General features: G+C 60.4%; 19 protein-coding genes. 7 read left to right on the top strand and 12 right to left on the bottom strand.

Annotated elements, in window-relative coordinates:
• Positions 1-11: 11 nt before the first annotated feature.
• Together AArcSt11_RS05790 and cyaB are read right to left on the bottom strand one after the other, a co-directional pair.
• Positions 12-1,217 (bottom strand): methionine adenosyltransferase, encoded by a 1,206-nt coding sequence (locus AArcSt11_RS05790; RefSeq protein WP_250595389.1) that lies wholly within the window; start codon positions 1,215-1,217, stop codon positions 12-14.
• Between the two features lie 82 nt (positions 1,218-1,299).
• Positions 1,300-1,845 carry a class IV adenylate cyclase gene (gene cyaB / locus AArcSt11_RS05785; RefSeq protein WP_250595388.1) on the bottom strand — a complete coding sequence of 182 codons (546 nt, stop codon included), beginning with the start codon at positions 1,843-1,845 and terminating at the stop codon, positions 1,300-1,302.
• Positions 1,846-1,967: 122 nt separating this feature from the next.
• On the opposite strand from cyaB, the gene AArcSt11_RS05780 reads away from it, so the two are divergent.
• Positions 1,968-2,903: an FKBP-type peptidyl-prolyl cis-trans isomerase gene (locus AArcSt11_RS05780; protein ID WP_250595387.1), complete on the top strand. Its 936-nt coding sequence runs from the start codon at positions 1,968-1,970 to the stop codon at positions 2,901-2,903.
• A 53-nt stretch (positions 2,904-2,956) separates the two neighbouring features.
• On the opposite strand, the gene AArcSt11_RS05775 is transcribed toward AArcSt11_RS05780, so the two are convergent.
• The 4 genes from AArcSt11_RS05775 to AArcSt11_RS05760 all read right to left on the bottom strand — a co-directional run bounded on the left by AArcSt11_RS05775 (position 2,957) and on the right by AArcSt11_RS05760 (position 7,506).
• Positions 2,957-3,583, bottom strand: coding sequence for an RAD55 family ATPase (locus tag AArcSt11_RS05775; protein ID WP_250595385.1), 627 nt, complete (start codon positions 3,581-3,583; stop codon positions 2,957-2,959).
• A gap of 72 nt (positions 3,584-3,655) precedes the next feature.
• Positions 3,656-4,297, bottom strand: coding sequence for a nucleotide-binding protein (locus tag AArcSt11_RS05770; RefSeq protein ID WP_250595383.1), 642 nt, complete (start codon positions 4,295-4,297; stop codon positions 3,656-3,658).
• 37 nt (positions 4,298-4,334) lie between these two features.
• Positions 4,335-7,097, bottom strand: a complete 2,763-nt coding sequence (locus tag AArcSt11_RS05765) for an ATP-dependent helicase (protein WP_250595381.1) — start codon at positions 7,095-7,097, stop codon at positions 4,335-4,337.
• Positions 7,098-7,149: 52 nt separating this feature from the next.
• A complete protein-coding gene (locus AArcSt11_RS05760; protein ID WP_250595379.1) occupies positions 7,150-7,506 on the bottom strand; it encodes a winged helix-turn-helix transcriptional regulator in 357 nt (118 codons plus the stop codon).
• Between the two features lie 232 nt (positions 7,507-7,738).
• Between AArcSt11_RS05760 and AArcSt11_RS05755 the strand changes: the two genes are divergently transcribed.
• Together AArcSt11_RS05755 and AArcSt11_RS05750 are read left to right on the top strand one after the other, a co-directional pair.
• Positions 7,739-9,136: a sensor histidine kinase gene (locus AArcSt11_RS05755; RefSeq protein ID WP_250595378.1), complete on the top strand. Its 1,398-nt coding sequence runs from the start codon at positions 7,739-7,741 to the stop codon at positions 9,134-9,136.
• A 128-nt stretch (positions 9,137-9,264) separates the two neighbouring features.
• Entirely contained in the window at positions 9,265-11,340 is a 2,076-nt protein-coding gene (locus tag AArcSt11_RS05750) for a CHAT domain-containing protein (RefSeq protein ID WP_250595377.1), read from the top strand.
• A 2-nt stretch (positions 11,341-11,342) separates the two neighbouring features.
• On the opposite strand, the gene AArcSt11_RS05745 is transcribed toward AArcSt11_RS05750, so the two are convergent.
• Together AArcSt11_RS05745 and AArcSt11_RS05740 are read right to left on the bottom strand one after the other, a co-directional pair.
• Positions 11,343-11,480: a DUF7503 family protein gene (locus tag AArcSt11_RS05745; RefSeq protein WP_250595376.1), complete on the bottom strand. Its 138-nt coding sequence runs from the start codon at positions 11,478-11,480 to the stop codon at positions 11,343-11,345.
• A gap of 183 nt (positions 11,481-11,663) precedes the next feature.
• Positions 11,664-12,233, bottom strand: coding sequence for a DUF7504 family protein (locus AArcSt11_RS05740; RefSeq protein ID WP_250595375.1), 570 nt, complete (start codon positions 12,231-12,233; stop codon positions 11,664-11,666).
• Positions 12,234-12,325: 92 nt separating this feature from the next.
• Between AArcSt11_RS05740 and AArcSt11_RS05735 the strand changes: the two genes are divergently transcribed.
• A complete protein-coding gene (locus AArcSt11_RS05735; protein WP_250595374.1) occupies positions 12,326-13,060 on the top strand; it encodes an MBL fold metallo-hydrolase in 735 nt (244 codons plus the stop codon).
• Here the strand turns inward: AArcSt11_RS05735 and AArcSt11_RS05730 are convergent.
• Entirely contained in the window at positions 13,057-13,335 is a 279-nt protein-coding gene (locus AArcSt11_RS05730; RefSeq protein WP_250595373.1) for a DUF3006 family protein, read from the bottom strand. The two genes, AArcSt11_RS05735 and AArcSt11_RS05730, sit on opposite strands and share 4 nt — an antisense overlap.
• A complete protein-coding gene (locus tag AArcSt11_RS05725; RefSeq protein ID WP_250595371.1) occupies positions 13,332-14,366 on the bottom strand; it encodes a ComEC/Rec2 family competence protein in 1,035 nt (344 codons plus the stop codon). The genes AArcSt11_RS05730 and AArcSt11_RS05725 overlap by 4 nt, the downstream gene beginning before the upstream one ends.
• Positions 14,367-14,480: 114 nt before the next feature.
• Between AArcSt11_RS05725 and AArcSt11_RS05720 the strand changes: the two genes are divergently transcribed.
• Positions 14,481-15,083, top strand: coding sequence for a hypothetical protein (locus tag AArcSt11_RS05720; RefSeq protein ID WP_250595369.1), 603 nt, complete (start codon positions 14,481-14,483; stop codon positions 15,081-15,083).
• A 36-nt stretch (positions 15,084-15,119) separates the two neighbouring features.
• On the opposite strand, the gene AArcSt11_RS05715 is transcribed toward AArcSt11_RS05720, so the two are convergent.
• Positions 15,120-18,002, bottom strand: coding sequence for a glucodextranase DOMON-like domain-containing protein (locus AArcSt11_RS05715; protein ID WP_250595367.1), 2,883 nt, complete (start codon positions 18,000-18,002; stop codon positions 15,120-15,122).
• A gap of 137 nt (positions 18,003-18,139) precedes the next feature.
• Positions 18,140-18,604, bottom strand: a complete 465-nt coding sequence (locus tag AArcSt11_RS05710; protein WP_250595365.1) for a MaoC family dehydratase — start codon at positions 18,602-18,604, stop codon at positions 18,140-18,142.
• Between the two features lie 115 nt (positions 18,605-18,719).
• On the opposite strand from AArcSt11_RS05710, the gene AArcSt11_RS05705 reads away from it, so the two are divergent.
• Both AArcSt11_RS05705 and AArcSt11_RS05700 read left to right on the top strand, forming a co-directional pair.
• On the top strand, positions 18,720-23,807 hold the full coding sequence (locus tag AArcSt11_RS05705; RefSeq protein ID WP_250595364.1) for a DNA polymerase domain-containing protein: 5,088 nt from the start codon (positions 18,720-18,722) through the stop codon (positions 23,805-23,807).
• A 63-nt stretch (positions 23,808-23,870) separates the two neighbouring features.
• Positions 23,871-24,386, top strand: coding sequence for an acyltransferase (locus AArcSt11_RS05700; RefSeq protein ID WP_250595363.1), 516 nt, complete (start codon positions 23,871-23,873; stop codon positions 24,384-24,386).
• Positions 24,387-24,425 lie beyond the last annotated feature (39 nt).

Here is a 24,425-nt window from a genome sequence, read left to right as displayed (position 1 = left end):
GGGAATTTCGGCTAGAAGGTGGTCAACTCGCCGTCGATGACGCGCTGGGTGATCGCGGTGACATCCGCGAGTTTGGCGTCGACGATCTCCGTGATCTCGTCCTCGACGTCGTCGAGTTCCACGCCGTCCGCTGCGACGACGTGAACGTCGGCGACGTGGGGCTCGTCGATCGGGCGACCGATCTGGCTGAGCAGGCGCACGCGTAGATCGCGGATGCCGTCGACGTCGTCGACGACGCTTTCTGCAATCTCCGTCGACAGCAGGTTGTAGATCTTCCCGATGTGGTTGACCGGGTTCTTGCCGCTGGTCGCTTCCATCGACATCGAACGGTTCGGCGTAATCAGCCCGTTTGCGCGGTTCCCGCGACCCACGGAGCCGTCGTCGCCCTGCTCGGCACTCGTGCCGGTCGTGGTGAGGTAGATCGAGCCGTCCTCGTAGTTGTCCGCCGTGTTGACGTCGACCGTCACGTCACGGTCGGTGTACTCGGCCGCGAGATCGACGACGTGATCGTGAATTCTCGTGACGGCGTCGTCGTACTCGTCAAGGTCCTCGATATGCTCATCGATGATCGCTGCGGCGACTGTAATGTTGATCTCGTCGCCCTCGCGTTTGCCCATGATCTTCACGTCCGGGCCGACCTCGGGATTGTCGGCGGCGTAGGGACCGTTCAGGCTCCGCTCGGCGTTCAGGACGATCTCCTCTGTTTCGGTGAGGGGTGCGTGACCGACGCCGAAGCTCGTGTCGTTGGCCATCGGGACGGTCGCACCCTCCTCGCCGAAGACCTCTTGCAGGTCGCCGCTTCCCTCGCCGAGTTTGACGTCGATGATGATGTCCGTGCCGACGTCTAGCTGGGGAATATTCTCGTTGAGGTACTCGCGGGCGGCTTCGAGCGCGATCCGTTCGGCCGGGATCTTCGTCCCCTCGTACTCTTTGGTCGCACGGCCGACGATCAGCAGATAGATGGGTTCGAGAACTTCGCCGCCGCCGAATGCGGGCGCGGCGTTACCGGCGACCAGCTGGGTCTCGTCGGTGTTGTAGTGCAGGACTTTGCCTACCCGGTCGATATACTCCCGTGCAAGGGCCTGCGCGACGTGCTCGGCGATCCCATCACAGATCGAATCGGGATGGCCGATCCCCTTTCGCTCCACGATCTCGACGTCCTGATCCTCGACTGCATGGCGGTCGATCGGTTCGACCCGGATGTTCCGTTCTGTCATTATACGGACGTTCGACGCCGGTGGTTCTATAACTTGCGGAAACCACCGAGCATCGTATGATGTCCAGCAGTTATATCTCTACCTATTCATCGGCAAGCAATAGTCCGAGGTAGGACGTCCGGATCTGCTCGTCGGGATCGAGATCCAGTCGGTCGAGAACCGTCCACGCGCCTTCACGCGCCGTCTCGATATCTGCCGACTCGGTCTCCGTTTCGACCTCGACGAACTCGCCGAGGCCCTCGACACGATCCAGCGTGATCGTGTACCCGTCGAACGCGAACTCGGTTCGTTCCTTGGTGACTGTCGCCGCAGGCGAAAAACCGAGCCGTTGCAGTATCTCGGCCATCGTATCCCCGTCCTCAACGCGGGTCTCGAACTCCTCTCGTGACTTCGATTCGGCTTCGAGCAGCGGTCCCTTGTAGGTCACTCGCTCGACAGAGTAGTCGTCGTCCGGACGACTGACACGCCGGATCCGGAGCGCCTCGTCGGTCTCAGTGAAATCACGGTGGGGCGCATCGTAGTAGGTGTCTTCCTGCTGGATGTGGTTCTCCCGATCCGCGTCCAGTTCGTCGAGCCGCTGTAGGACTGTTTCGTGGTCAGCACGGACCTTCAGTTCGACCTCGTACATGACTTGACGAACGACTCCGGGCCGAAAAGGGGCGTCGGTTGCCATCCGGAACATAAAGAGCGACGCACCGCTGACGGGACCGAAACGTGGTGTTTAAATGCCGAACGGGAAACGTTTAGGGTATGAGCGACGATCAAGAGGCAGAAACGGAATCGACCGAGGAAGAGACAGACGGACTCGCAGACGGCGACTTCGTCCGCATCGCCTACACCGCGCGCACCGTCGAGAACGGACAGCTTGTCGATACGACCGACGCCGAAGTCGCAGAAGAGGAAGGCGTCGACGACCAGCAACAGAGCTTCGAGCCGCGCGTCATCGTGCTCGGTGAGGGGCATATCTTCGAGAGCGTCGAGGAGGCGATCAAAGGCGGCGAGGTCGGCGACGAGGGCGAAGTCGTCGTCCCCGCAGAGGAAGCGTTCGGCGAACGCGACCCCGACGAGGTCCGTACCGTCAGCGCCGACAAGATCCCCGAGGACGATCGCTACCCCGGTGCTCACGTCGACCTCGACGGCGAGCACGGCCACGTCGAGGCCATTATCGGCGGTCGAGCCCGTGTCGACTTCAACCACCCACTCGCGGGTCAGGATGTCGAGTACGAGTACGAACTCCTCGACGTCGTCGAGGACCGCGTCGAGCAGGCGAAAGGCCTGATCGGCATGTACGTCGACACCGACCTCGAGATGTGGATCGAGACGGACGAAGAAGAGGAGGAAGTCGTCGTCGAGAGCGACGACGAGGAAGACGACGAGGACGCCGAGCCGGAAACGGAGCTCCAGACCGTCGAGAAAGAGACGCTGTACATCGAGGCGACGCCCCAGCTCTCGATGAACCAGCAGTGGATGTTCTCGAAACAGCAGATCGCGGGCGATGTCACCCAGAAACTCGACCTCGATCGCATCATCATTCAGGAGACCCTCGGTGAGGGTGCCGGTATGATGGGCGGTATGGGCGGTATGATGGGCGGCGGTATGGGCGGCGGCGACATCGAGGACGCGCTCGAAGACGCCGACGTCGACGCAGACGAGATCGTCGAAGAGCTCGAAAACGCAGAAGAGTAACGTCGCACGCTGTCGTTTTTCGGTTCGATCGAGTGGTGAGCGACTGCTGTACCTCAGGCGATATCCCGGCTCGTGTCGATCGCAACCTCGTCTTTCATTTCGAGTTTGATCGTCTCAGTGAGTGCTTGCCCGCCCCGGAACTTCGGCACCGAGAGCCTGTTCTCGACATCTGTCCCTCTCACTGTCGTCGTCAGATCGAACACGATGTCGGCCATATGACGTGTCGTATCTCGGTTGTCGGGGACGGAATGACCGGAGAGGCAATGAAGAATCGCGATACTGCCCGTGTTTACCATGTGGTTTTGCAGGTCGTTGAGGAAGTTCTGATAGCGGCTTGGCTCCCGCCGTTCGAGCGCGTCGACGGGATCGATGATGAGATTCGCACCTTCTGGAAGCGCCCGGATCAGTCGGTTCGCCTGATCGAGCGGTTCGTTGCCGCTGATATCTCGTACCGTTGGACTACCGGTTGGGGCACTGGTCGATTCGATAGCATCCCTGACGGCCTGATCGTTTCGCTGGCTCGTGAGATAGAGCGACCCGCGCGCGGCAGTCAGTTGGTACAGTAATAATTCCGACTGGCTAGCCGGGGAGGCACTGAAGGCAATAATGCTCCCCGGAGGAATACCTCCGTTGAGCTTCCTGTCGAGAACGTCGATGCCCGTATCCAGCCGCCCCGTCATTGTCTGCGTAGCATAGTTTCGTTTAGTACATAGTTCTTTGCCTCCTACCAGAATACTGGCCAGAGTGGTCAATTATCCAATGTTACTGATCTCCAGTTGACCGACCACACGTTCGTAGCACTGGCTGACCTCCGGGGATCGTAACGGTCGCCTGGTCTCGGGAATTGGGATGATACGGTCGGTACCCAGAAGTTGTGTAGCCCCCTCAGGGACGGTATCCGTCCCGGTAAGGACAGCCCCGATGACTGGCGAACGGAGCTCCTCGGCCATCGCCGCGGTCTTTGCCGTATCGCGGAGACTCGCCGGTTCCGCGGTCGAGACCAGAAGAATTCCGGATGCAACCTCGATGGGCACTGCGGCGTCCCTACCAGCACCCGCGGGACAGTCGATCAGGGTCTGTGCCGGGAGGTTCCTGCAGAACTGGTCAACCCGATCAAATATCTGCTGACGTCCCAGTGGCGTCGCCGTTTCTGGTGCTTCGAGCACGGTAAATCCGGGGGCAGCAGATCGATCGCTCAGCCCCTCAGCCCGGATCGAGCGGACGGGTAGCGATTGAAGTGGAGCCGTTTGCGCCAGCCAACGGAGGTCCGGCATATCCCAGTCGGCCTCGACGCCGACCACTGGAGTGGTTGTCCCCGACGCGATTGCTCGCGCTATCGCTACTGTCGTCGTCGTTTTGCCACAGCCGCCCTTCCCGCCTGCGATGGCGATCACGGGGTGTCTGGTGCGGGATCGTATATAAACTACAGTACTACTCCCCGGTGCCCACCGATCCACTCACACGGTCGGCGTCCGGATGGTCGAGTTCCTGCATAACACGCTCGTGGAACGACTGCAGGACGGCGCTTTCGTCCTCTGCCAGTACGACATCGCTGGCGGACAGCGTGGCCAGTCCGAACGCGCGCGGTGTCGGCGAGTCGACCGGGTGACTGACGACGTCGATATCGCCGCGCTGGATCGCCCCCAGTACCTCCTCGATCCCCACGATATCGAGTTTGTCCTCGATAATCTCGCGGTACGTCTCCTCGATGACGGCGAAGTTCTCCAGATCCTGTGCAAACCCGAGCAACATCTCGCTGGATACCTGCTGTTCGCTCGCAGACTTCTCGTAGCCCTTGTACCGTTTGAGGATCATCAGTGAGCGGGTTGCGTTGATCCGAAAGTACCGCTGGAGCAGGTCGGTCCCGTCGAGGCTCGACCGTAACAGTTCTCTGGTGTTTTCGGGGGCAGTATCTTCTATGATACCCTGTACGTCGACTTTTCGGTTCAGTGGCATCGAGATGGTAAAACCGTTATCCGCGACTGCGACGGTCACGTTGGCGTTCGTCTCCTGTGCACAGCGATAGGCAAGCAGGCGCGAGAGGCCGTCGTTGAACTGTCGGCCGTAGTTCGAGTGGACGTGAAACCGCCGCTCGTACTCGTCGTGATCCCGCTCGACTTCGATCGCCAGTCGCTCATCGGTACTGACGCTTTCGGGTCCCGCATAGCGGATCTGGTGTTCGAAGATTCGTGCGATCGCCCGGACACTGTCGTCGTCGAGCGGGAATTCCCGGAGCCAGTGACGGACAGCGGCCGCGTCGCCATCCTCGTACTGGTCGACGATCTCGCGCTGGAATCGCAGGACCTCTTTTCCGAGATCGTATGAGAGTGGGAGGCGCTCGGAGTACCACGAGGGGACTGTCGGACGGGCGCTCGTTCGATCGACGTAGACCTTCGATCCCCGGCGATACCGGTACTCGAAGTTCGACCCGCCGAGGACGAAGACATCGCCCGGTTCGAGGGTGTCGAGGTATGTTTCGTCGAGCTGTCCGACCCACTCGTCGCTTGCACGGGTACAGACATCACAGCTAAACGAGTCGGGGATCGTCCCGATATTCGTCATATAAATAACGCGTGCGAGTCGACCGCGTTTTCCGATCAACGGCATTCCGACGGAAAACTCCTCGTGGTGATGTTCGCCCTCCGGCGGATCGTTCTGGTCCCGCCAGATCTTGGCGTAGACGTTCTTTGCTTCGAGTCCCTCGTAGTCGGCCGTCAGGTAGCGAGCGAGTTGCTCGAATTCTTCGTCGGTGTAGTTTCTGTAGGGGTAGGCTCGACGTAGAATGTTTAGAACTTCTACTTCGGGGCGGATCTCCGCGATCGCCATCCCGTACACGTGTTGGGCTGCGACGTCCTGTGGCTTCGACGGGATATCGACACTGTCGACGAACCCCTCCTCGGCCTTTTTGAGCATGACCGCACACTCGATGAGTTCGTCGCGATCGAGGGCGATGACTCGCCCAGTGACGGTCTGGCCGACGCGGTGACCCGCTCGTCCGACGCGCTGGAGCAGCGAGGCGACGGACTTCGGACTCCCCACCTGTACCACAAGATCGACATGTGGCATGTCGATTCCCAGTTCGAGACTCGTCGAGGTCGTCACGAATTCCAGCGATCCGTCTTTGAGAGCCCCTTCGATCCGTTCGCGCTCGTCCTTCGAGAGACTGCCGTGGTGACAGCCGGAGTTGTCCTCGTCGTACCCCTCGAAGCGTTCGCGGAGGTTGTGCAGGACGCGCTCGGCCCCGGATCGGGTGTTCGTAAAGACGAGCGTGTTGGTGTGGTCGGCGATCAGGTCGTGTAGCTTGCGGTAGAACCGGTCCTGGATCACGTCACGTCGCGTGTGGATCAGGTCGGCGGTCGGTGACTGCAGCTGGATGTCGAACTCGCGGGCAAACCGTGCATCGACGATCTCGTATGGTCGGGGGTTGCCACCGGGTTCGCCTTGTCCGACGAGGAACTCCGCGACCGTCGAGAGTGGATCGATCGTCGCCGAGCAGCCGATGCGAGTGGGCGAGCCGTCGGCGAGTGCTTCGAGCCGTTCGAGACTCACGCTCAGGTGCGTGCCCCGCTTGCCCGATGCCAGCGCGTGAATTTCGTCGACGACGACGTACTCCACGGTCCGGAGTTTCTCGCGGAACTTCGGGGAGTTGAGCAAGATTGCGAGCGTCTCCGGCGTTGTATTGAGGATATGTGGCGTCTCGTCGAGCATCCGCTGGCGTTCGCTGTCTTTCGTATCACCGTGACGAATCGCATGATGGATGTTCGATGCGTTGTCGGTGTCGTCGCGTTCGCGTTCGATCTCGGCGATGCCGTCGAGTGGGACGGTCAGGTTCCGGTGGATGTCGTTCGCGAGCGATTTCAGCGGGGAGACGTACAGACAGTAGACCGAATTGTCGAGCCCCTGCTCCCGTTCTCGGGTGAACAGTTCGTCGATAATTGCGGTGAAGCTGGCGAGCGTCTTGCCGCTGCCCGTCGGCGCACAGATCAGCGTATGCTCGTCGTCGTCGATCAGGGGGATGGCTTCCTTCTGAGGCGGCGTAAAAAAGCCCTCGTTCTCGTCGACGTATTCTCCGAACTCCCGTACCCACCACTCCTGGACGAGCGGATCGAGCCGTTCTAGAACGTCGCCGTCGGTGACAACCTGTCTGTCGATATGGGTCTCACCGACGCTCTCGGTCAGCTCTTTCCAGCCCATTATCGGCTACTGAGGCCCGGTCGCTCAAGTGCGTTTGGTCGAACCGAGAAAATTACTGTTCGTCAGGGTCGTTCTGGGACTCGTCCCCGCCACGGGCCATCGCTGTACTGGCTCCCGCGGAGTCGTTCGCCTCCAGACGTCGCTCGACCAATCCCTCGAAGTCGGCAGTCGAGTCGTACTCGTCGCGACACCGGAGGGCGACACCTCCACGGTCAGTTATTTCGTACAGGCCCGAGCGCTCGGCTGGCCCGATCTTTTCGACCAGTCCGTAATCTTCGAGTACGGGTAACCGATTGTTGACGTTCTTTCGGCTCTTGCCGGTGATGTGAGCGAGGTTCGGAGCGACGTTGCGTCCGTAGGCGTGTAATGCTTCCAGTATCAGGAAGTCTGTTGGCTGTCGCAGTTTCACGGTTGTACTCCTTGAGTAATGATAGTTGGCAGACGATAAGTAACCATCCCTTTTCTACTGCTCCATAACGCCGTAATCAATAACCAATGGAAATTACCGTCGGCAATTATAAGTTGCGGGGGCACGATAGGATATTCGTGGCTCGGCGAGTCCGACGTCCCACACCCCCGAACACCGGGCCACGATTCAGCCATGTCAGAGCACTACGATCACCCCCTCCCGGAGGCTGCCGATGACAGACCACAGTAGTGTGGAGCGGTTCGCGGAGACTCGGCCCTCACGTTCCACGCCAGCGGTGGTTCTCCTGGCAGATTCTGAGGACTACCGAACGAAGGTTCAGTCCGCGCTGTCCGACACTGTTCCACTGGCAACGGTAGATACCCCCCACGACATCACGATATCGGAGTTCGATCTTGCCATCGTCGCGGAGGGAAAGCTTCCGGATGGGGTGGTTGAAGGACAGAGACCGTGCAAGACGCCGATTCTATACATTACAGCCGATGAATCAAGCGTTCCGCCCTGCGTCTGGAGGGTGATTACTGACGTAGTTCGTCCCTGTGCACCGACGTCATCTCTGAGCGCGCGCATCCACAACACCCTCAGTAACCCGAGTGATCGTCGGGCACAGGACGGCCTCGTTGGTATCGATTGCGTCCCGGATCCCACGGTATCGGTCGACGTCATCGACGGGAGCCGGTTCGTGAGACATGCCAACACTGCGTTCGAGACGGAGTTCGGCTTCGATCCGGGGGACGTGACGGACAGGCGGCTCGAAGAACTGATCGTCCCGGACGTGTCGAGAGAGTACACCACGGACCTCACCAATCGAGCGGTAGCCGGAGAAACCATCGAACGCGTCCTTCGCCGGGATACGCGACACGGGCGACGGGATTACCTCGTTCGGATGGTCGAATCCCACCACTGCGAAGCCGACCTGTGGATCACGTATACCGACGTGACGAACAAGCGGTGTCGGGAACAACAGGTCAAGGTGCTCAACCGCGTGCTCCGTCACAACCTCCGCAACGACATGAACGTCATCCTCGGGAACGTCGAGCGGCTACTCTCCAAGGTCGACGACCAGCGTGCGGCGGAGGTCGGCGAAGAAATCAGGCAGGCAGCCGAAAGTCTCGTCGGACTGGGCGATACAGCAAGTACCCTCCGGGAAACCTGGGACAGCGTCGACCCGACTGCGATCGATCTCGTACAGGTCGCTGAGCGTGTACGACGGGATGTTCGCAGGCAGACGCCCTCGGCGGAAATCCAGCTAACAACCCCGGAACGGTGCTGGGTGAGCGGCGATTCCCGACTGGTTGCGGCGGTCTCCGAGCTGGTCGAAAACGCGATCGATCATACACCCTCTGGCACGGACATCGGGCTGAGGGTCGAATCGGGCGGAGACTGGGCGCGGATCAGTGTGCTCGACGACGGACCGGGACTGCCACAGTCGGAACGGGCGGTCCTCAACGGGGACGCGGAGACACCGCTTGATCACGGCAGTGGACTGGGTCTGTGGATCGTCAACTGGATCGTCTCGATTTCGGGCGGGCAACTCGAAGTCGATGTCGAGGAGGAATCCGGTACGGCCGTAACGATCTCGTTACCGGCTGCTGACGTCGAGACGGAGTGAACCGCTGGTTCAAACACTGACAGTGTGTTTCAGGGCATGTCTCACGTCGTCGGTACGTTTATTCACATCCTCTCCGTAAATGGGTTGTACATGGGTAGTCCCCGTTTCGGTGGGAGGTGTTCAGCCTCATGAATATCGAATTCACAGCGCTCAAGAGTGGTGGGGTCGAAGTCGTCGACTCGATCGAGCGCGTCCACTACACGCTGGACACACCGGAACGGCTGTCGATCGGCGACGCCGATACCGACCGGTTTCGCTTTCCCGTCGACGCTGCCGTGAAGCTCCGCTGTGAGCGACTAACGCTTCCCACCGTCCCGGCGACGCTCGTACGGGACGGCTCCGAAAGCGTGGTCGCGCAGGTCGAGCACTTCTCGGACGAGTCGCTACCCGCGGGGGAGTACAGCATCGAACTGTCGCTCCCATTCAAACTATACATCCACGTCGATAGCGCGATCGAATTCAGTTCGGACGACGAGCAGTTACGGATCGACTTTGGGAGCCCGACCGACGTCTCGATCGGTGCCAGATCGAAACACGAACAGCCAGCAGGGACGATTACCACGACCGAACAGCCGAGGGATATCATGCCGACGGTGTCGGCGCTTGGTTCCTCGCTGAAAACCACCTCGCCGGAACGCTCCCTGCCGACGCTGCGTGGCCATCCTCCAGAGATCGAACTCGGGGAGAGCCTCTCGATTCCCGAGGGGATCGCCGCGCCGGAGACCGGTATCGAACTGCAGGTGCCGCCGACATACGAACACGTGTTCCCTGCCGCCCCGCTCGCGTACTATCTCGGCGCGACGATGCGACCGGGCGACGAGCCCCGCATCGTGACGGGCGACGACTACACACAGGAGCTCGTTCCGGCACCAACCTACGAGGAGAGCGTTGCTCGGACGCTCAAACAGGTGTTCTTCCTCGACTGTGTGACCCGTACCGAAGGCCTGTATCCGGTCCCGCTCCGGGAACGCACGCGACTCGAAGACCGGGTCGAGTTGCCGTTCGACCGGCTCTACGAACTCTCGCCAGCGGATCGCCTGGCGACGTATCTCGACACTGTGGCCTACAGCGACGTCGATGACCTCCTCCCCGACTGGAAGCTCACGACACACGTCTCGCCGACACCGGAGACGATCGAGACGCTGCCGTACCTGATCAACGACCTCGCAATCGTGCGGATCGCCGACCCACGGGAAGTATCGCGTTCCTCGGTCGAGGACACCGGCATGGGCGCGTACACCCGTGGTGCTGACACCCGAACCGCCACTGGGCAAGCCACCGACACCACGTACGTCCAGATAGACGAAGACGACAACGCAGTCGAGCAGGCCTGGATCGGCGACGAGACGCCAGTCGGCCTGAGCAAGGCGATGCCCGAAGCCTACCGCAACCGGTTCGACCGCGAGCCATCTAGCGGGGACATCTCGATTACCGTCGTCTGCAACGACGACCGGATGGACCGCGAGCGCGGCGTCGTCGACGAGGTGTACGGTTCACGCGACCGCCTACCGTTCGACGTCTCGATGAGCCACGACCTGACGACCGAGGAACTCGCGGACGTCCTCGCCCAGCCTGCCGACTTCCTCCATTACATCGGCCACATCGAGGACGGCGGCTTTCGCTGCACTGACGGGCACCTCGATGTGAACGATCTCGACAGCGTGGCCGTCGATGCGTTCCTGCTCAACGCCTGCCAGTCCTACCAGCAGGGCCGGGCGCTGATCGAAAAGGGTGCGATCGGCGGTGTCGTCACGCTGAGCGACGTCGTCAATTCCGGTGCAATCCGGATCGGTTCGACGCTCGCACGCTTGCTTAACTCCGGGTTCCCGCTTCGTGCGGCGTTACAGATCGCCAAAGGGGAAAGTATCGTCGGCAGCCAGTACCTCGTGATCGGTGATGGTGGATTAGCTATCGCGCAAGCGGAGGGGGGAACGCCGACACTTGTCCATCTTGAAAAAGAAGGCAGTGAACAATACAATATTTCGATGATTGGCTTCCCCACCACCTCTGGAGGGATGGGAGGTATGTTTGCACCAAATATTGAGGAAGTGAACAGTTATACGCTAAACTCAGGGTCATCGTCACTCGGTAATTTTGACCAGTCAGAAGTCGTAGATTTGCTTCAATTAGAGAGGATGCCTGTTAGACTTAATAATCGGTTACGATGGTCCTCTGAACTCAGTGCGGAGCTATCTGAGGAATGAATTTAGTCGATCGTTCTTACTGCCGCCGCCGCCGCTCCACCAACCTGGCTGAGCGCCAGCAGTATCGTGAACGTGACGCCGATCATCCGCGGGTGTTCTCTGAGGAACGATTCCATCTTGCCGTGATTGCTGTCTGCCATGGTACATGGTAATAGTGATTGCCAATGGAAATAAAGATATTTAAAAGTTAATTACAGTAAAATAATGGATTATCTTTATCGTACGAGAAAGTATGACTAAGCAGCAACTATAACGATAGTACGACGATCTACACGGCTAAGAGTCATAATCTGGCCGTCAGAGTGTGTTGACGCGCTGGAACGTTATCTGGAGAAGCGAGAGACGGTATCGGTCTCGACGACGGTATCGAACCCGCTCCGGAGCTTGTAGATCGTCCGGTCGTCGGTTCTGGCGGGGTCGAGATAGAACTGGCCGATCGCATCGGCCGCGTGGACTCGACTGGTGAGCACGTGCAGGAATCGGAACAGCTGTTCGGTTTCGACCGCTTCGAGCAGTGCGGTCAGCGAGTGAAAACAGACGACCGTTCCCCCCTCGTCGTCGAGGAACGAACTGATCGCGATCCCCGTGGTGCTCAGGTCCGCTGGGTCGGAGAGCTCCTCGACAGCCGTGTGGACACCCACGCGTTCGGCAGCTGCTCGGGCGTCGGTCAGGAGGCGCTTTTGCTCGGCGTCGATCCGTTCAGTGCGCTCGATTACCTGCGCAGGGTCGGAGCCACAGGCGAGGACGAGCAGATCGTCGACCGAGTGTTCCCGTGCAAATCGCTCGGTGTACTCGATGTCGTCGCCGGTTTCGAGTATCAACGTGCTGGTCCCCGGTTGCTTGGACGGGACCGGGGTGGATCGTCCGGAAGTTAATTTCTCGTCGTCGGCCATAGGAGATAGCTTGGAGGAGACGTATAAATGCATTCTGAAACAGCTACGACCGAGTCACAAGGGATTATGCTCGGGGGACCGTTGCCCCGGGCATGCGAGTGACCTTTCTCGGGACCGGCAGCGCGATGCCGACCGGCGATCGGTATCAATCGGCGACCGTCCTGCAGGACGACGACCGAACACTGCTCGTTGACTGTGGAGCGGGCGCGTTACAGCGGCTCCAACAGAGCGGCGTCGGTTACGAGGCAGTCTCGACCGTCCTGCTCACACACCACCACCTCGATCACGTTGCCGATCTTTTCCCGTTACTCAAAGCGCGGTGGCTCGCCGGTGAAGAGCATCTGACCGTCGTCGGCCCCCGCGGGACGAAAGCGCTGGTCGACGGTCTGTTCGAGGTCCACGAGTATCTCGACGGGCGGATCGACGTGAGTATCCGTGAAATCGCGTCCGGCGACCACGAGATCGCCGGCTTCGACGTGAGCGCACGCGAGGTCAGACACTCGAAGCGAACGCTCGCCTATCGGTTCGGCGACCGGCTCACGCTGAGCGGGGATACCGAGGCCTTCGAGGGGCTGGCCGACTTTGCGGATGGCTCGGCCGTGTTCGTCCACGACTGCTCGTTCCCGGACGACGTCGACGTCGACAACCATCCGACGCCGACCGAGCTGGGGCACGTCCTGTCGGGCCACGAGTACGGGCGCGTCTACCTGACGCATCTGTACCCACACACCGAGGGCCGCCACGAGGAGATGCTCGACGCGATCGCAGCACAGTACGAGGGCGAGGTCCGGTTCGCCGAGGACCTCACGACGGTTCGGGTCAGCTAGTTCTCCTCATCCGAGAGTGGCCGAGAGAGTCGATCGAGCCGATCCTGTGCGTTCTCCGTTCGCTTCGTCGTCTCTTCTTGCCGATACGTGAGCTCGGCGATCCGCTCATCCCTGACGACGGCGTGAAACACCGCCCCCTCGTGACGTCCGTCCTCGGGCACCTCCATCACGTCTATCACGTACTCGTCGACGACTGCATCGTCGGCTTCGAGCAGGAGTGTTGCGTGTTCGCCATCGACGATCCGGTCGAGGACGGCATCGTACGTTTCACTCATCGGTGGATCATAGGCGCGACAGGGGCTTGAGTGTCGGGTGGAGCGATCGCACTACTGTCGTCCTCGGGCTTGTGTTCTACCAACTCATCCGGGTCGGTGGTCTCTTCGTGTTCGGCCGTGACGGTCGTCTCCTCGCCATCGGTATAGACAACGACATCGCCGTGGACGCCGGTCCAGTAGGTTTCGATGTCACGGTCGGCAAACGACTCCATGACCTCGTCGTGGGGGTGGCCATACTGGCTATCGAGCGCGCTGGAGATCACTGCGACCTCGGGCTCGACGGCATCGAGGAACGGCTCGGTCGAGCTGGTCGAGGAGCCGTGATGGCCGGCCTGATAGATCTCTGCGTCGAGTTCATCCCCGTGTGCATCGACCATCCGTTGTTCGGCGTCACGCTCGGCGTCGCCGGTCGTTAGATAGCTCGTCCCGCCGATTTCGACCGACAGCGCGACGCTGTTCTCGTGAAGATCAGTACCTGAATCGCCTGCAGGTGGGTTGTACACTTCGACGGTCGTCTCGCCGAACGCGAAGCTATCGCCGTCCTCGACGAGTCGGAGGTCGACATCGTGGCGCTCGATGGCGTCGAGATACCGTTCGTACGTCTGTGAGGTGTGAGCCACGCCGCTATCGTAGGCGGTGCCGATCCCGCCACCCTCCTGCTCGTAGTGATCGATCACGGCCTCGTGGCCGCCGATGTGGTCGGCGTGGCCGTGGGTCGCCACGAGGTGATCGATCCGCTCGACATCCTGTTCGTCGAGATAGGCGAGGACCTCTTCGCCGTCCTGTCGCCAGTCTCCGGTGTCGATCAGCATGGTTTCCCCACCCGGTTCGATCAGCAGAGTTGCGTCGCCCTGTCCGACGTCGATGTGGTGGAGTTCGACAGCGTCGTCGAGTGGTTCGGTCGCTTCATCCTCGGTATCGCCGAGGGACGCGGTCTGTTCATCATCGGCTGCATCGACGGGGATGTCGCCGACACAGCCTGCCGTGACGAGCAGGAGGCTGACGCAGACGACGAGAAGCGCGCGGCGCATACCCTTTTAAGAGTCCTCTGTCGCATAAACGTCCGGGCGTCTCTCGATTTCAGAGACGTTGCTTTTTCGTGTGACTACAAAGGAATTATATCCTGATCGAGTAAATACCGCACCATGACAACCAGTATATTGATCGCTGGTGGCGTCGTACTCCTGTTGATCCTGATCGTTCTCGTCATATACGTTCCGGACTGGGACACGACCTCGGAATCGACGAAGGCCGCACAGTCCGCACTGGAGACAGTATCACTGGATCGGGACGCGGATCTCGTTGCGGAACCACCGAGCGTCCACAAGACGCCAGAGGTGAATACGCATCGAGACGGCGACCCGATCGTGGTCCCAATTGTCGAAGTCCCACTGGAGACCGACGAGGAACCCGACCGTGCGACGGGCTACCGGATCGCCGCGGGCGTTCTCGAAGCGGTCCATCCGGAGTACACCGATACCCACGTCCGGAACTACGATATCCATCTCGTCCAGGGCGAGGACACCTGGGTGAGACAGCCGGACAAGTGCCGAATCGCCGTCACGCCCGGACTGGTCGAACGGCTCTCCCGCGAACCGGATTTCGATGCGCAGGATCTCCGACGGGAGGTCGAGGCAGCAGACGACGGCGACGACGAGATTCCTCCTGTGGCGTGGGGTGAACCGCTCGATTACTGGTACAGCGATGGCTCGTCGGCGGCGACGGTCACGACGACTGGCGTCCACTGAAAGAAGAATTCGCGGCGAAACGAGGAACCGACGCTCTCACTCCTCTGCGTTCTCTTCGGCACCGAGCACGCGGTTCGCGGCGTAAACCGCTCCGCCTGCGACGCCCGCCGCACCGGCGGCAACGCCAAAGCCGGGCAGTCCGTCATCTTCGTCATCAGCGTCGTCGTCTTCGCCCTCTCCGTCTTCCTCGTCAATCTCCTCGTCACCGAGCGCGACGTAGGGGAGCTGTGCGTGGCTATCCTCGTCGTACGCGAGTGCGTCCTCGTTGTCGACGTCCTCGGCGGTTAGCAGGTCGATGACGTTCGGGGCCGTGCCGTGTTCCGCGCCGCCGAACTGCCACTCGCTGGCCTCGGATTCGACCGCACGAACGCCGCCGTCGCCGTAGCCGTCGTAGCTCATGACGGTCACGGCCATGCCAGCTTCGGGCAGGTAATCGATCGCGTGCTTCTCGAACTCGACGACGATGGTGTTGGGAGCCTCCTCGGGGTCGTAGTTGTAGTCGCCCTCTTCACCGACGATGTCTCCGTCGGCATCGTAGACGGTGTGCTCGCCCGGGCCGGCAGTCAGAACGTGCTGGTAGGGGGCGGCGAACTCGGCGTTGACGCCGGTTCGAGCCTCCGATGCCCCGCCCTCTGCGTCCGGATCGTTGAGGTACACCTGGATGTGCTGGTGTGAGACGCCGCTGTCGTTGTCCCACGGGTTCGACACCTCGTTGTGGAACTCGAACTCGAAGCGGAACGTCTCGTCGGTTTCTTCGATGGCAACGCCCGCGAGATCGAACTCGCCCTCGGGAATCTCTTCGGTAGCGGGGTAGGTGTAGTTGCCAGGGCCGAAGTCGGTTCCTTCGGGCTGTTCGAACTCCGCGATGACGTTGCCGGGCAGGCTGAAGTCGGTCGGTTCGTCCGCTTCGAGGACGATCCCCGTCGCGACGTCAACCTCGATGTAGTCGTGTTGCTCGTTGACGTCGAGCCCGGCATCGTCGCCAGTGATGAGGTTTTCCGATTCGACGTAGTCGCCGATCCGGACGGTCTGTGAGTCGTCACTGAAATCAAGCAGCACGACGACGCGTCGGTCCGTCTCGGGATCGTAGCGTGCGTACGCGAGGGTGGAGTCCGAATCGGCCTCGTAGTCGATCCGCTCGACGCGGGCGCGATGCTGGAGCGCCGGATGGGATTTGCGCAGGTCGACGAGCTGCTGGTAGAACTCCAGCATGTTCTCGTCGAAGTCGCCCCAGTTCATCGGTTCGCGCCAGTCGGTCAGGCCGGTCTCCTGCCCGTAGTAGATCATCGGGACGCCGGGGAGGGTGAACGTCGCCGTCCCGGCAGCCAGCTGTGCCATGAAGCCGTGCTGTTCGAGATACCGGTCCGTGTCGTGGTTCTCGATGTACTGCATGAACAGCGACTCGGGATGTGCGCCGTTCCGGAACCGGTCCTCGTAGGCTTCGAGGATCTCCTCGGCCGTTCCCTCGGCGGCAGCGCCAAGCGCGCCGTGCAGGTGATTGTCGTAGTGGACGTCGAAGCCGCCTGCACCGAACTCCTCTGCGTAGGGCAGCGTCTCGTCGAGCATGAAGAAGTCGGAGTCGTACTCGGTGACCCGCTGGTAGATCTCCTTCCAGAAGTGGTTAGGAACGCCCCACGCGATGTCGGAGCGGAACCCGTCCACTTTCGGTGCCCAGAAGTCGACGACGTCGAGACACCACTGCCGGACTTCGGGGTTTTCGTGATCAAGGTTCGGAATCCCGTCCCAGCCGTAGTACGCCTCGCGATTGCCGTCCTCGTCCCAGCGGAACCAGTCGTAGTACTTCTCGTGTTGATCGTGGCTCGGATCGAGCGCCGCCTGGAAGAACGGATGGTTCTCCGAGGCGTGGTTGATGACGAGATCGAAGACCACCTTGATGTCGCGGTTGTGGGCCTCCTCGACCATGTTCTCGAAGTCCTCCATCGTCCCCAGATCCGGGTCCACGTCGAAGTAGTCGGTCTTGTGGTAGCCGTGGGGGCCGCCGAGTGCCTCCGAAGTACCGTACCCGCGGTCGGTCGGGACAAAGGGCGTCATCCACAGGACGTCGACGCCGAGTTCGTCGAGATGGTCGAGTCGGTCAGCGATGTCGTCGAAGCCGGGTGTCTCGCCGACGATCGTACCGTCTTCGAGTTGCTGTTCGGGGAAGCGCCGCGTGAAGATAGAGTAGATAATCGAGTTTTCGACCCAGTCGGGCGCTTTGTATGGGTGTTCGACGTGTAGCTCGTCACCCTCGGGAACGAGCTTGATCATGTCGGACACAGAATGGCGGTCGCCGACAGCAACCGCATGGATCCGGACTGGTTCGGTGATCGCTGAGGCGGAGACTGTTCCGTCGCCTGCGAGCACGTCTTTGTCCCGATCGTCGACGTAGAACTCCACGTCGACCTGCTCGTCGATGATGTCCTCACGGTCGGGGGCCATCGCGTTCGCCGAAAGCAGCACCTGTCCCTCGACGACTTCGGCATCGAGATCAACGCGCGGACGCGGGTCATCTTCGTCTTCCTCGGGGAACACGCGGACGGTCAGCTCGTGCGTCCCGTCGGGCGCGTCGAGTTCGAGCGTGTACTCACCGGGAACGTCCGGTTCGAACTCGGCAACAGCGGCGTCAGTCGGCGTTGCGGACGAGCCGGATGGGGCGTCGACGACCGACCACTCGTATTCGGCGTCGCCGTCGGGGTTTCGCGGCGCGAGGTCATCACGGATGTTCTCCTCGTCGAAGTTCGGGTTCACGAACCCGCGGCCAGTATGGGTAAACCGCGGTGGGCCAGGGTGATGGGAGCCGTCGTCTGTCTCCAGATCGAGCTCCGATCGGTTCTCCGTGTGGTCCGCCGCGGCTGGCACGCCGGTAGCCGCCGCACCGGTGATTGCCGCGAGACTGGTGATGAATGTTCTTCGTTGCACTGTACCACCCAGTTAGACCACGGACTGATAACAATTATGGTGAATGATTACTTCATTAATTCCATTCCTTTCAGTAAACGGTGAGATACATTTGGACAACGCGACGAAATTTGACGGTTCGGCCGTGACCCACGGTTTCACGACGCGTCGATATCTCCCGGTCGCTTCTCCGAGAGCACCGTCCGATCGAACCGACAGACCACCTCGTCGTCCCCGTTGAACACCTCCACAGCCATCGTGACGACGCCGCGCTCGCCGTCGCTGGTCTCCCGTTTGCCCGTCACGGTCGTCTCGGCCCGTATCGTATCGCCGTGAAACACTGGTGCAGGGTGTTCGACATCGTCATACGAGAGGTTCGCCACGATCGTTCCGTCAGTCGTTTCGGGGATCGTCAATCCGACGGCGAGACTCATCGTGTAGAGACCGTTGACGACACGCTCGCCGAACTCCGTCCCCTCTGCGAACTCGGCGTCGAGGTGGAGCGGCTGCTGGTTCATCGTCAGGTCACAGAACCGCTGGTTGTCGCTCTCGCTGATCGTGCGCCGTTTCTCGTGGACGATCCGCTCGCCGACCTCGAACTCCTCGTAGTATCGGCCCGTCATACGCTATCGTCATCCAGTGTCGACTAAAGCCCATCGCCCACTCACCCGGGCGATCGGTGGGTCCGGAGCCGTGGATGACGGTGGTTTTTAACGGAGGGCGACCTACCGAACGGACATGACTGACGACGGGCAGACGGGACTTGCCGAGTTCGGTTCGGGGGAGGATGACTCGTCCTCCAGCGACGGCGAGCGGGATCTCGCCGCGGAAGCCCGGGCCGTAGCCGGCGACGGCGACGGAAGCGGGATCGAAACGATCGACCCGACGCGGGACGGTCTCGATGCTCGATACGGCGAACCGACCGAGACGATCCGGCTCTCCGTGATGCAGATCGACTACACGATCGCGGGGAGAGGACAACACGAGCGACCCATCATCAACGTGTTCGGCCGAGACGAGGACGACGACCCACATCACGTCAGAGTGCTCGGCTTCCAGCCGTACTTCTATGCCCCAACAGACTCCCTCGAACGCCCACCTGAAGAGGAGTACGACGGCCTGGTCGACTCCGACGAGACTGGCGAGAACGGCGAGCCCTTCGAGAGCATTCGCGGGGAGCACCTCACGAAGATCTACGGCCGGACGCCGCGGGACGTCGGTGAGGTTCGTGATGACTTCGACCATTACGAGGCCGACATCCTCTTTCCAAACCGGTTCCTGATCGACAAGGACATTCAAAGCGGCGTCGAGGTGCCCGTGCGCCGGGACGAGGAGGGCGCGCTGATCGTCGCCCACGAGGAAGTCGAGGCGGCCGAGATGACGGCAACGCCGCGCGTCAACACGTTCGACCTGGAGGTCGACGACCGACACGGCTTCCCCGAACCAGACGACGCCGAGCAGCCGATTATCTGTCTGGCGAGCCACGACTCCTACGACGACGAGTACATCCTCTGGCTGTACGACGCGCCGGTCGGCGGCGTCGACGCCCCGGAGGCGCTGGCAGGATACGACCCACTCACTGACGAGGCCGACTACAAGGTGCGGAGTTTCGACAGCGAGGAAGCGATGCTGGAGGCGTTTCTGGACTATCTCGAAGAAACTGACCCAGATGTTACGACCGGGTGGAACTTCGAAGATTTCGACGCGCCGTATCTGGTTAACCGACTCGAAAACCTCGGGCTCGCCTCCGACCGCCTCTCCCGCGTCGGCGAGGTCTGGGCGGGCGGCTGGGGCGGCCCGGACATCAAGGGCCGGGTCGTCTTCGACCTGCTCTATGCCTACAAGCGCACGCAGTTCACCGAACTCGAATCCTACCGGCTCGACGCCGTCGGCGAGCAGGAACTCGGGGTCGGCAAGGAACGATACACCGGCGACATCGGCGACCTCTGGGAGCAAGACCCCGAGCAGTTGCTGGAGTACAACCTCCGGGACGTCGAACTCTGTGTCGAACTGGATCGCAAACAGAACATCGTCGAGTTCTGGGACGAGGTGCGCACGTTCGTCGGCTGTAAACTCGAAGACGCGCCGACGCCCGGTGACGCGGTGGACATGTACGTGCTACACAAGGTCCATGGCAACTTCGCGCTCCCATCAAAAGGCAAACACGAGGGAGAAGATTACGAAGGTGGAGCCGTTTTCGACCCGATTACCGGCGTTAAAGAAAATGTCACAGTTCTGGACCTGAAGTGTTTCAGCGGCGATACCGATGTATTGACGCCGCAGGGCCCACGAAACATCACCGAGCTGGACGTCGACGACGAAGTGTACACGCTGAACCCGGACACGTTCGAGTGCGAGATCAAGCCGGTCGTCGAGACCCACGCCTACGAGAACCGCTTTGGCGAACTCAATCACCTGAGCGGTAACACTCACGATCTGAAAGTAACCGGGAACCATCGGTTTCTTGTCTCCGACGAACGGGGCTGGGACGAACAGACACCGGAGGATTTCGAGTGGCAGGAGTACGACGATATTCCGGAGTACGAACGGTTCGCGTTCCCCCAGCATCGTCGGATAGAGGGAGATCGCCCTGAGACGTTCGATCTGGTCGACCACGTCGACGGCGGGAACGTCGTCGTCTACAGCGACGACGACCTGCGAGCGTTCAGGAGCCGGGTGCCAGACGACGTGACGGAATCGCTGGAACTCGTTCACGGCTCCTCGGCGGCAATGGGCGTACAGAAATCGATCGGCAAGTACCTCGTGCCGATCGAAACCTATCGAGCGCACCGGACTGTAATCGAGCAGCACGCCGACGATACGTTCCTCAAATACGCGCCACAGCACCGCGAGACCCCCTGCTCGTTCGAGATGGACGACTGGCTATCGCTGCTGGGCTGGTACGTCACCGAGGGGAGTGCCGACCGTGCAGCAGGCCGGGTGACGATCCATCAGAGCGATCCTGATGGCAGGGAAGCGATCCGCTCTCTCCTCGATCGAATGGGGATCAACTACAACACCGACGACCGCGGCATCAATATCTCCAACCAGTATCTGCTGAACTGGCTCGAGGACAACTGTGGGGACGGCTACGCGACCAAGCAACTCCCCGCGTGGGTGTTCGATCTCGACGGCGAACTACTCGAAGGATTGCTCGAAACGATGATTCGGGGGGACGGCTCCCGCACAGAATCGGGACTCGGCAAGTTCTGGACGAAAAGCGACCGACTCAAAGACGCCGCAGTAGACCTCGCGGTCCGCTGTGGGCACAAACCGACCGCATCGAAACAGGATGACGGAACGTGGTACGTCTCGGTCGGCAAACGCGGCTCGTTCAAAAAGGAGACCAACGCCACCGTCGAGGACCACGACGGCGACGTGTACTGCATCACAGCAAAGGACAATCACGCCGTCCTCGCCGGACGGAACGGGAACTTCCAGTGGGTCGGACAGTCCCTCTATCCGATGTGTATGGTGACGACGAACGCCTCGCCCGAGACGAAAGTCGATCCCGACGAGTACGGCGACGAGACCTACCGGGCACCCAACGGGACACACTTCCGCAAGGAGCCCGACGGGATCATCCGGGAGATGGTCGACGAACTGCTGACCGAGCGAGAGAACAAAAAGGAACTCCGAAACGAGCACGACCCCGACAGCGAAGCCTACGCGAGATACGACCAGCAGCAGGGAGCTGTCAAGGTTATTATGAACTGTTTCACGCCGGATACGGACGTTCTCACGCCCCGAGGCGTCGAGAACATCAGGGACCTCGACATTGGAGACGAGGTGTACTCCATCGATCCTGACACGCTGGAGATGGAGCGAAAACCGGTCGTCGAGACCCACGAGTATCCGGAGTATCGTGGGGAACTGGTCGACATCGAGACGAGCAAGATCGATCTCAGTGTGACGCCGAACCACCGGACGCTGGTCCGGAAAAACGACAGGAATGGGATCACCGAAGATGACTGGGGATTCGTCGAAGCGGGAGACCTCTACGAGTGTTGCAACTACGAAATGCCGTACGATTGGGATTTCGATCACGAATCCTGCCTCAACGACATGATCGACTTGGAGGAGCTGGTTCGTCGCCATACCAATACTCCACTGACAGCGACAGATGGTGGGACAAAGCTTGCAGCTAAGTATGGTAGTCCGAATGTTACCCGTCGTATCTCGACTGACTCTTTCCTCGAGCTAATGGCGTGGTACATTGCTGAAGGGAACGTCTACGAAGCCGACACCGCAAATTACCGGATCAAAATAGCACAGGAAGATTCGAAGAACCTAGAGCATATTGAATCATTGATTGATTCTGTTGCCGATTACCACTATGTCAATAACGGACGTTCTGTGAGTTTCTCCAGCCGAGTCTTAGCCGATTTACTTCGTGAACTCTGCGGTAGTGGCAGTAAAAAGAAACGTATCCCTGAGATGGTGTTCAAGGCCTCAAAAGAACGCAAAGAAGAGTTTCTTGACGTGTTGATTGAGGGCGATGGGGACCGCCAGAAGAACTCTTGGCGTTACTCAACTACGAGCAAACAGCTTCGTGACGACGTCCTACGGCTGTGTACACATCTCGGATTGACTGCAAGTTATAGCCGTGACAGTGATACGTGGCGAATCTACTGTACAGAAAACGGAAAGAACTCGTTCCGGATGCACAGGAGCGGGTCCCGAAGCACAGCAGAAAATGGCGTCTATTGTGTCACGGTTGCGGACAATAACACTCTGCTGGCCGGTCGGAACGGCACCTTCCAAAATGTCGGGAATTCTTTATACGGCGTACTTGGGTGGGATCGGTTCCGCCTGTACGACAAGGAAATGGGAGCAGCAGTAACTGCAACAGGACGTGAGGTGATCGAACATACTGAAGACGCCGCCAACGAGGCAGGACACGAAGTCGCATACGGGGACACTGACAGCGTCATGTTGGAAATCGGACATGTCCAACCCGACGACGTCGAAGCAGATGTCGTGGTTACCGATTCCATGCGTGAGAGCCACCCGGAAATGAGCGAAGAGGAGCTGGAATCGCTGGCAGCAACTATCGAAAAGGGGTACGAACTCGAAGAACAGATCAACGGGTCGTACGACGAGTTCGCTCTCGACCAGCTGAATGCCGAGCACCATCGCTTCCAGATCGAGTTCGAGAAGCTCTATCGACGGTTCTTCCAGGCGGGCAAAAAGAAACGCTATGCGGGCCACATCGTCTGGAAGGAGGGCAAAGACGTCGACGACATCGACATCACCGGCTTCGAGTACCAGCGTTCTGATATCGCACAGATCACCAAGGAAGTCCAGCTGGAGGTGATTACCCGGATCGTCCGCGGTGAGGATATCGAGGACGTCAAGACGTACGTCCACGACATCATTCAGGAAGTGCAGGCTGGCGAGGTTTCGCTGGACGAAATCGGGATTCCGGGCGGGATCGGCAAGAAACTCGACAACTACGACACCGACACAGCGCAGGTCCGGGGGGCGAAGTACGCCAACGAGCTGCTGGGGACGAACTTCTCCAGCGGCTCGAAGCCGAAACGGGTCTACCTGAAGAAGGTCCACCCCGATTACTTCGAGCGGATGGAGCGTGAGGAGGGCTTTGACCCACAGACAGACCTACTCTACGGAGAGTTCAAACGGGATCCGGACGTGATCTGTTTCGAGTACGACGATCAGATCCCAGAGGAGTTCGAAATCGACTACGACAAGATGCTCGACAAGACTCTCAAGGGGCCGATCGAGCGAGTACTCGAAGCGCTCGATATCTCGTGGTCGGAAGTAAAAAGCGGGCAGGAGCAGACGGGTCTTGGCGGGTTCATGTAGCAGCTCCGGACAATAGCCGGTCGGGCGACCGGTTTATATTCGCCCGGAAAGAACCCCAGCACTGTGACAGATAGAGGATCACGCCACGACCGACTCTCCTATCACGGGACGCCCGGCCCGCTGAACTCGCTCCGGCATTGGCCTGACGCAAAACACCCGCTACGGATCATGCTGAACTACGTCGTTATAGTCCTCTGCCGGATATCACCCAGCCTCACACTCAAGAGCTGGCTCCTCCGCCGCCTCGGCGTGAGCGTCGGCGAGGGCGTCTCATGGGGACTCGAATCGACGCCGGACGTCTTCTGGCCGGAGCTGATCGCCGTCGAAGATCACGCGATCATCGGTTACGACGCCACATTGCTCTGTCACGAGTTCCTGCAAGACGAGTACCGACTTGGTGAGGTGGTCGTTGGCGAGCGAGCGATGATCGGTGCGGGCGCAGTCGTCCTTCCGGGCGTCAAGATCGGTAACGGTGCACAGGTTGCGGCGAACTCGTTAGTCACTGAGGACGTCCCCCCGGGTGAGACAGTTGCCGGGGTTCCGGCCGAGCCACTGTCCTCGAGAGATGAGTCGGAATAGCGTATTTCGAGCGAAAACTGGACTGGCGATCTTGACCCA

Origin of the sequence: Natranaeroarchaeum aerophilus (genome assembly GCF_023638055.1) — an archaeon.
Taxonomy (GTDB): Archaea; Halobacteriota; Halobacteria; order Halobacteriales; family Natronoarchaeaceae; genus Natranaeroarchaeum; species Natranaeroarchaeum aerophilum.
Note: the sequence above shows the minus strand (reverse complement) of the source record. Positions and strands in the feature narration are given on the sequence as shown.

What these genes read in the sequence shown, in the direction of transcription:
- AArcSt11_RS05790 (WP_250595389.1), bottom strand. Translation starts at nt 1,217, where the DNA reads ATGACAGAACGGAACATCCGGGTCGAACCGATCGACCGCCATGCAGTC.
- cyaB (WP_250595388.1), bottom strand. Translation starts at nt 1,845, where the DNA reads ATGTACGAGGTCGAACTGAAGGTCCGTGCTGACCACGAAACAGTCCTA.
- AArcSt11_RS05780 (WP_250595387.1), top strand. Translation starts at nt 1,968, where the DNA reads ATGAGCGACGATCAAGAGGCAGAAACGGAATCGACCGAGGAAGAGACA.
- AArcSt11_RS05775 (WP_250595385.1), bottom strand. Translation starts at nt 3,583, where the DNA reads ATGACGGGGCGGCTGGATACGGGCATCGACGTTCTCGACAGGAAGCTC.
- AArcSt11_RS05765 (WP_250595381.1), bottom strand. Translation starts at nt 7,097, where the DNA reads ATGGGCTGGAAAGAGCTGACCGAGAGCGTCGGTGAGACCCATATCGAC.
- AArcSt11_RS05755 (WP_250595378.1), top strand. Translation starts at nt 7,739, where the DNA reads ATGACAGACCACAGTAGTGTGGAGCGGTTCGCGGAGACTCGGCCCTCA.
- AArcSt11_RS05750 (WP_250595377.1), top strand. Translation starts at nt 9,265, where the DNA reads ATGAATATCGAATTCACAGCGCTCAAGAGTGGTGGGGTCGAAGTCGTC.
- AArcSt11_RS05745 (WP_250595376.1), bottom strand. Translation starts at nt 11,480, where the DNA reads ATGGCAGACAGCAATCACGGCAAGATGGAATCGTTCCTCAGAGAACAC.
- AArcSt11_RS05740 (WP_250595375.1), bottom strand. Translation starts at nt 12,233, where the DNA reads ATGGCCGACGACGAGAAATTAACTTCCGGACGATCCACCCCGGTCCCG.
- AArcSt11_RS05735 (WP_250595374.1), top strand. Translation starts at nt 12,326, where the DNA reads ATGCGAGTGACCTTTCTCGGGACCGGCAGCGCGATGCCGACCGGCGAT.
- AArcSt11_RS05730 (WP_250595373.1), bottom strand. Translation starts at nt 13,335, where the DNA reads ATGAGTGAAACGTACGATGCCGTCCTCGACCGGATCGTCGATGGCGAA.
- AArcSt11_RS05725 (WP_250595371.1), bottom strand. Translation starts at nt 14,366, where the DNA reads ATGCGCCGCGCGCTTCTCGTCGTCTGCGTCAGCCTCCTGCTCGTCACG.
- AArcSt11_RS05720 (WP_250595369.1), top strand. Translation starts at nt 14,481, where the DNA reads ATGACAACCAGTATATTGATCGCTGGTGGCGTCGTACTCCTGTTGATC.
- AArcSt11_RS05710 (WP_250595365.1), bottom strand. Translation starts at nt 18,604, where the DNA reads ATGACGGGCCGATACTACGAGGAGTTCGAGGTCGGCGAGCGGATCGTC.
- AArcSt11_RS05705 (WP_250595364.1), top strand. Translation starts at nt 18,720, where the DNA reads ATGACTGACGACGGGCAGACGGGACTTGCCGAGTTCGGTTCGGGGGAG.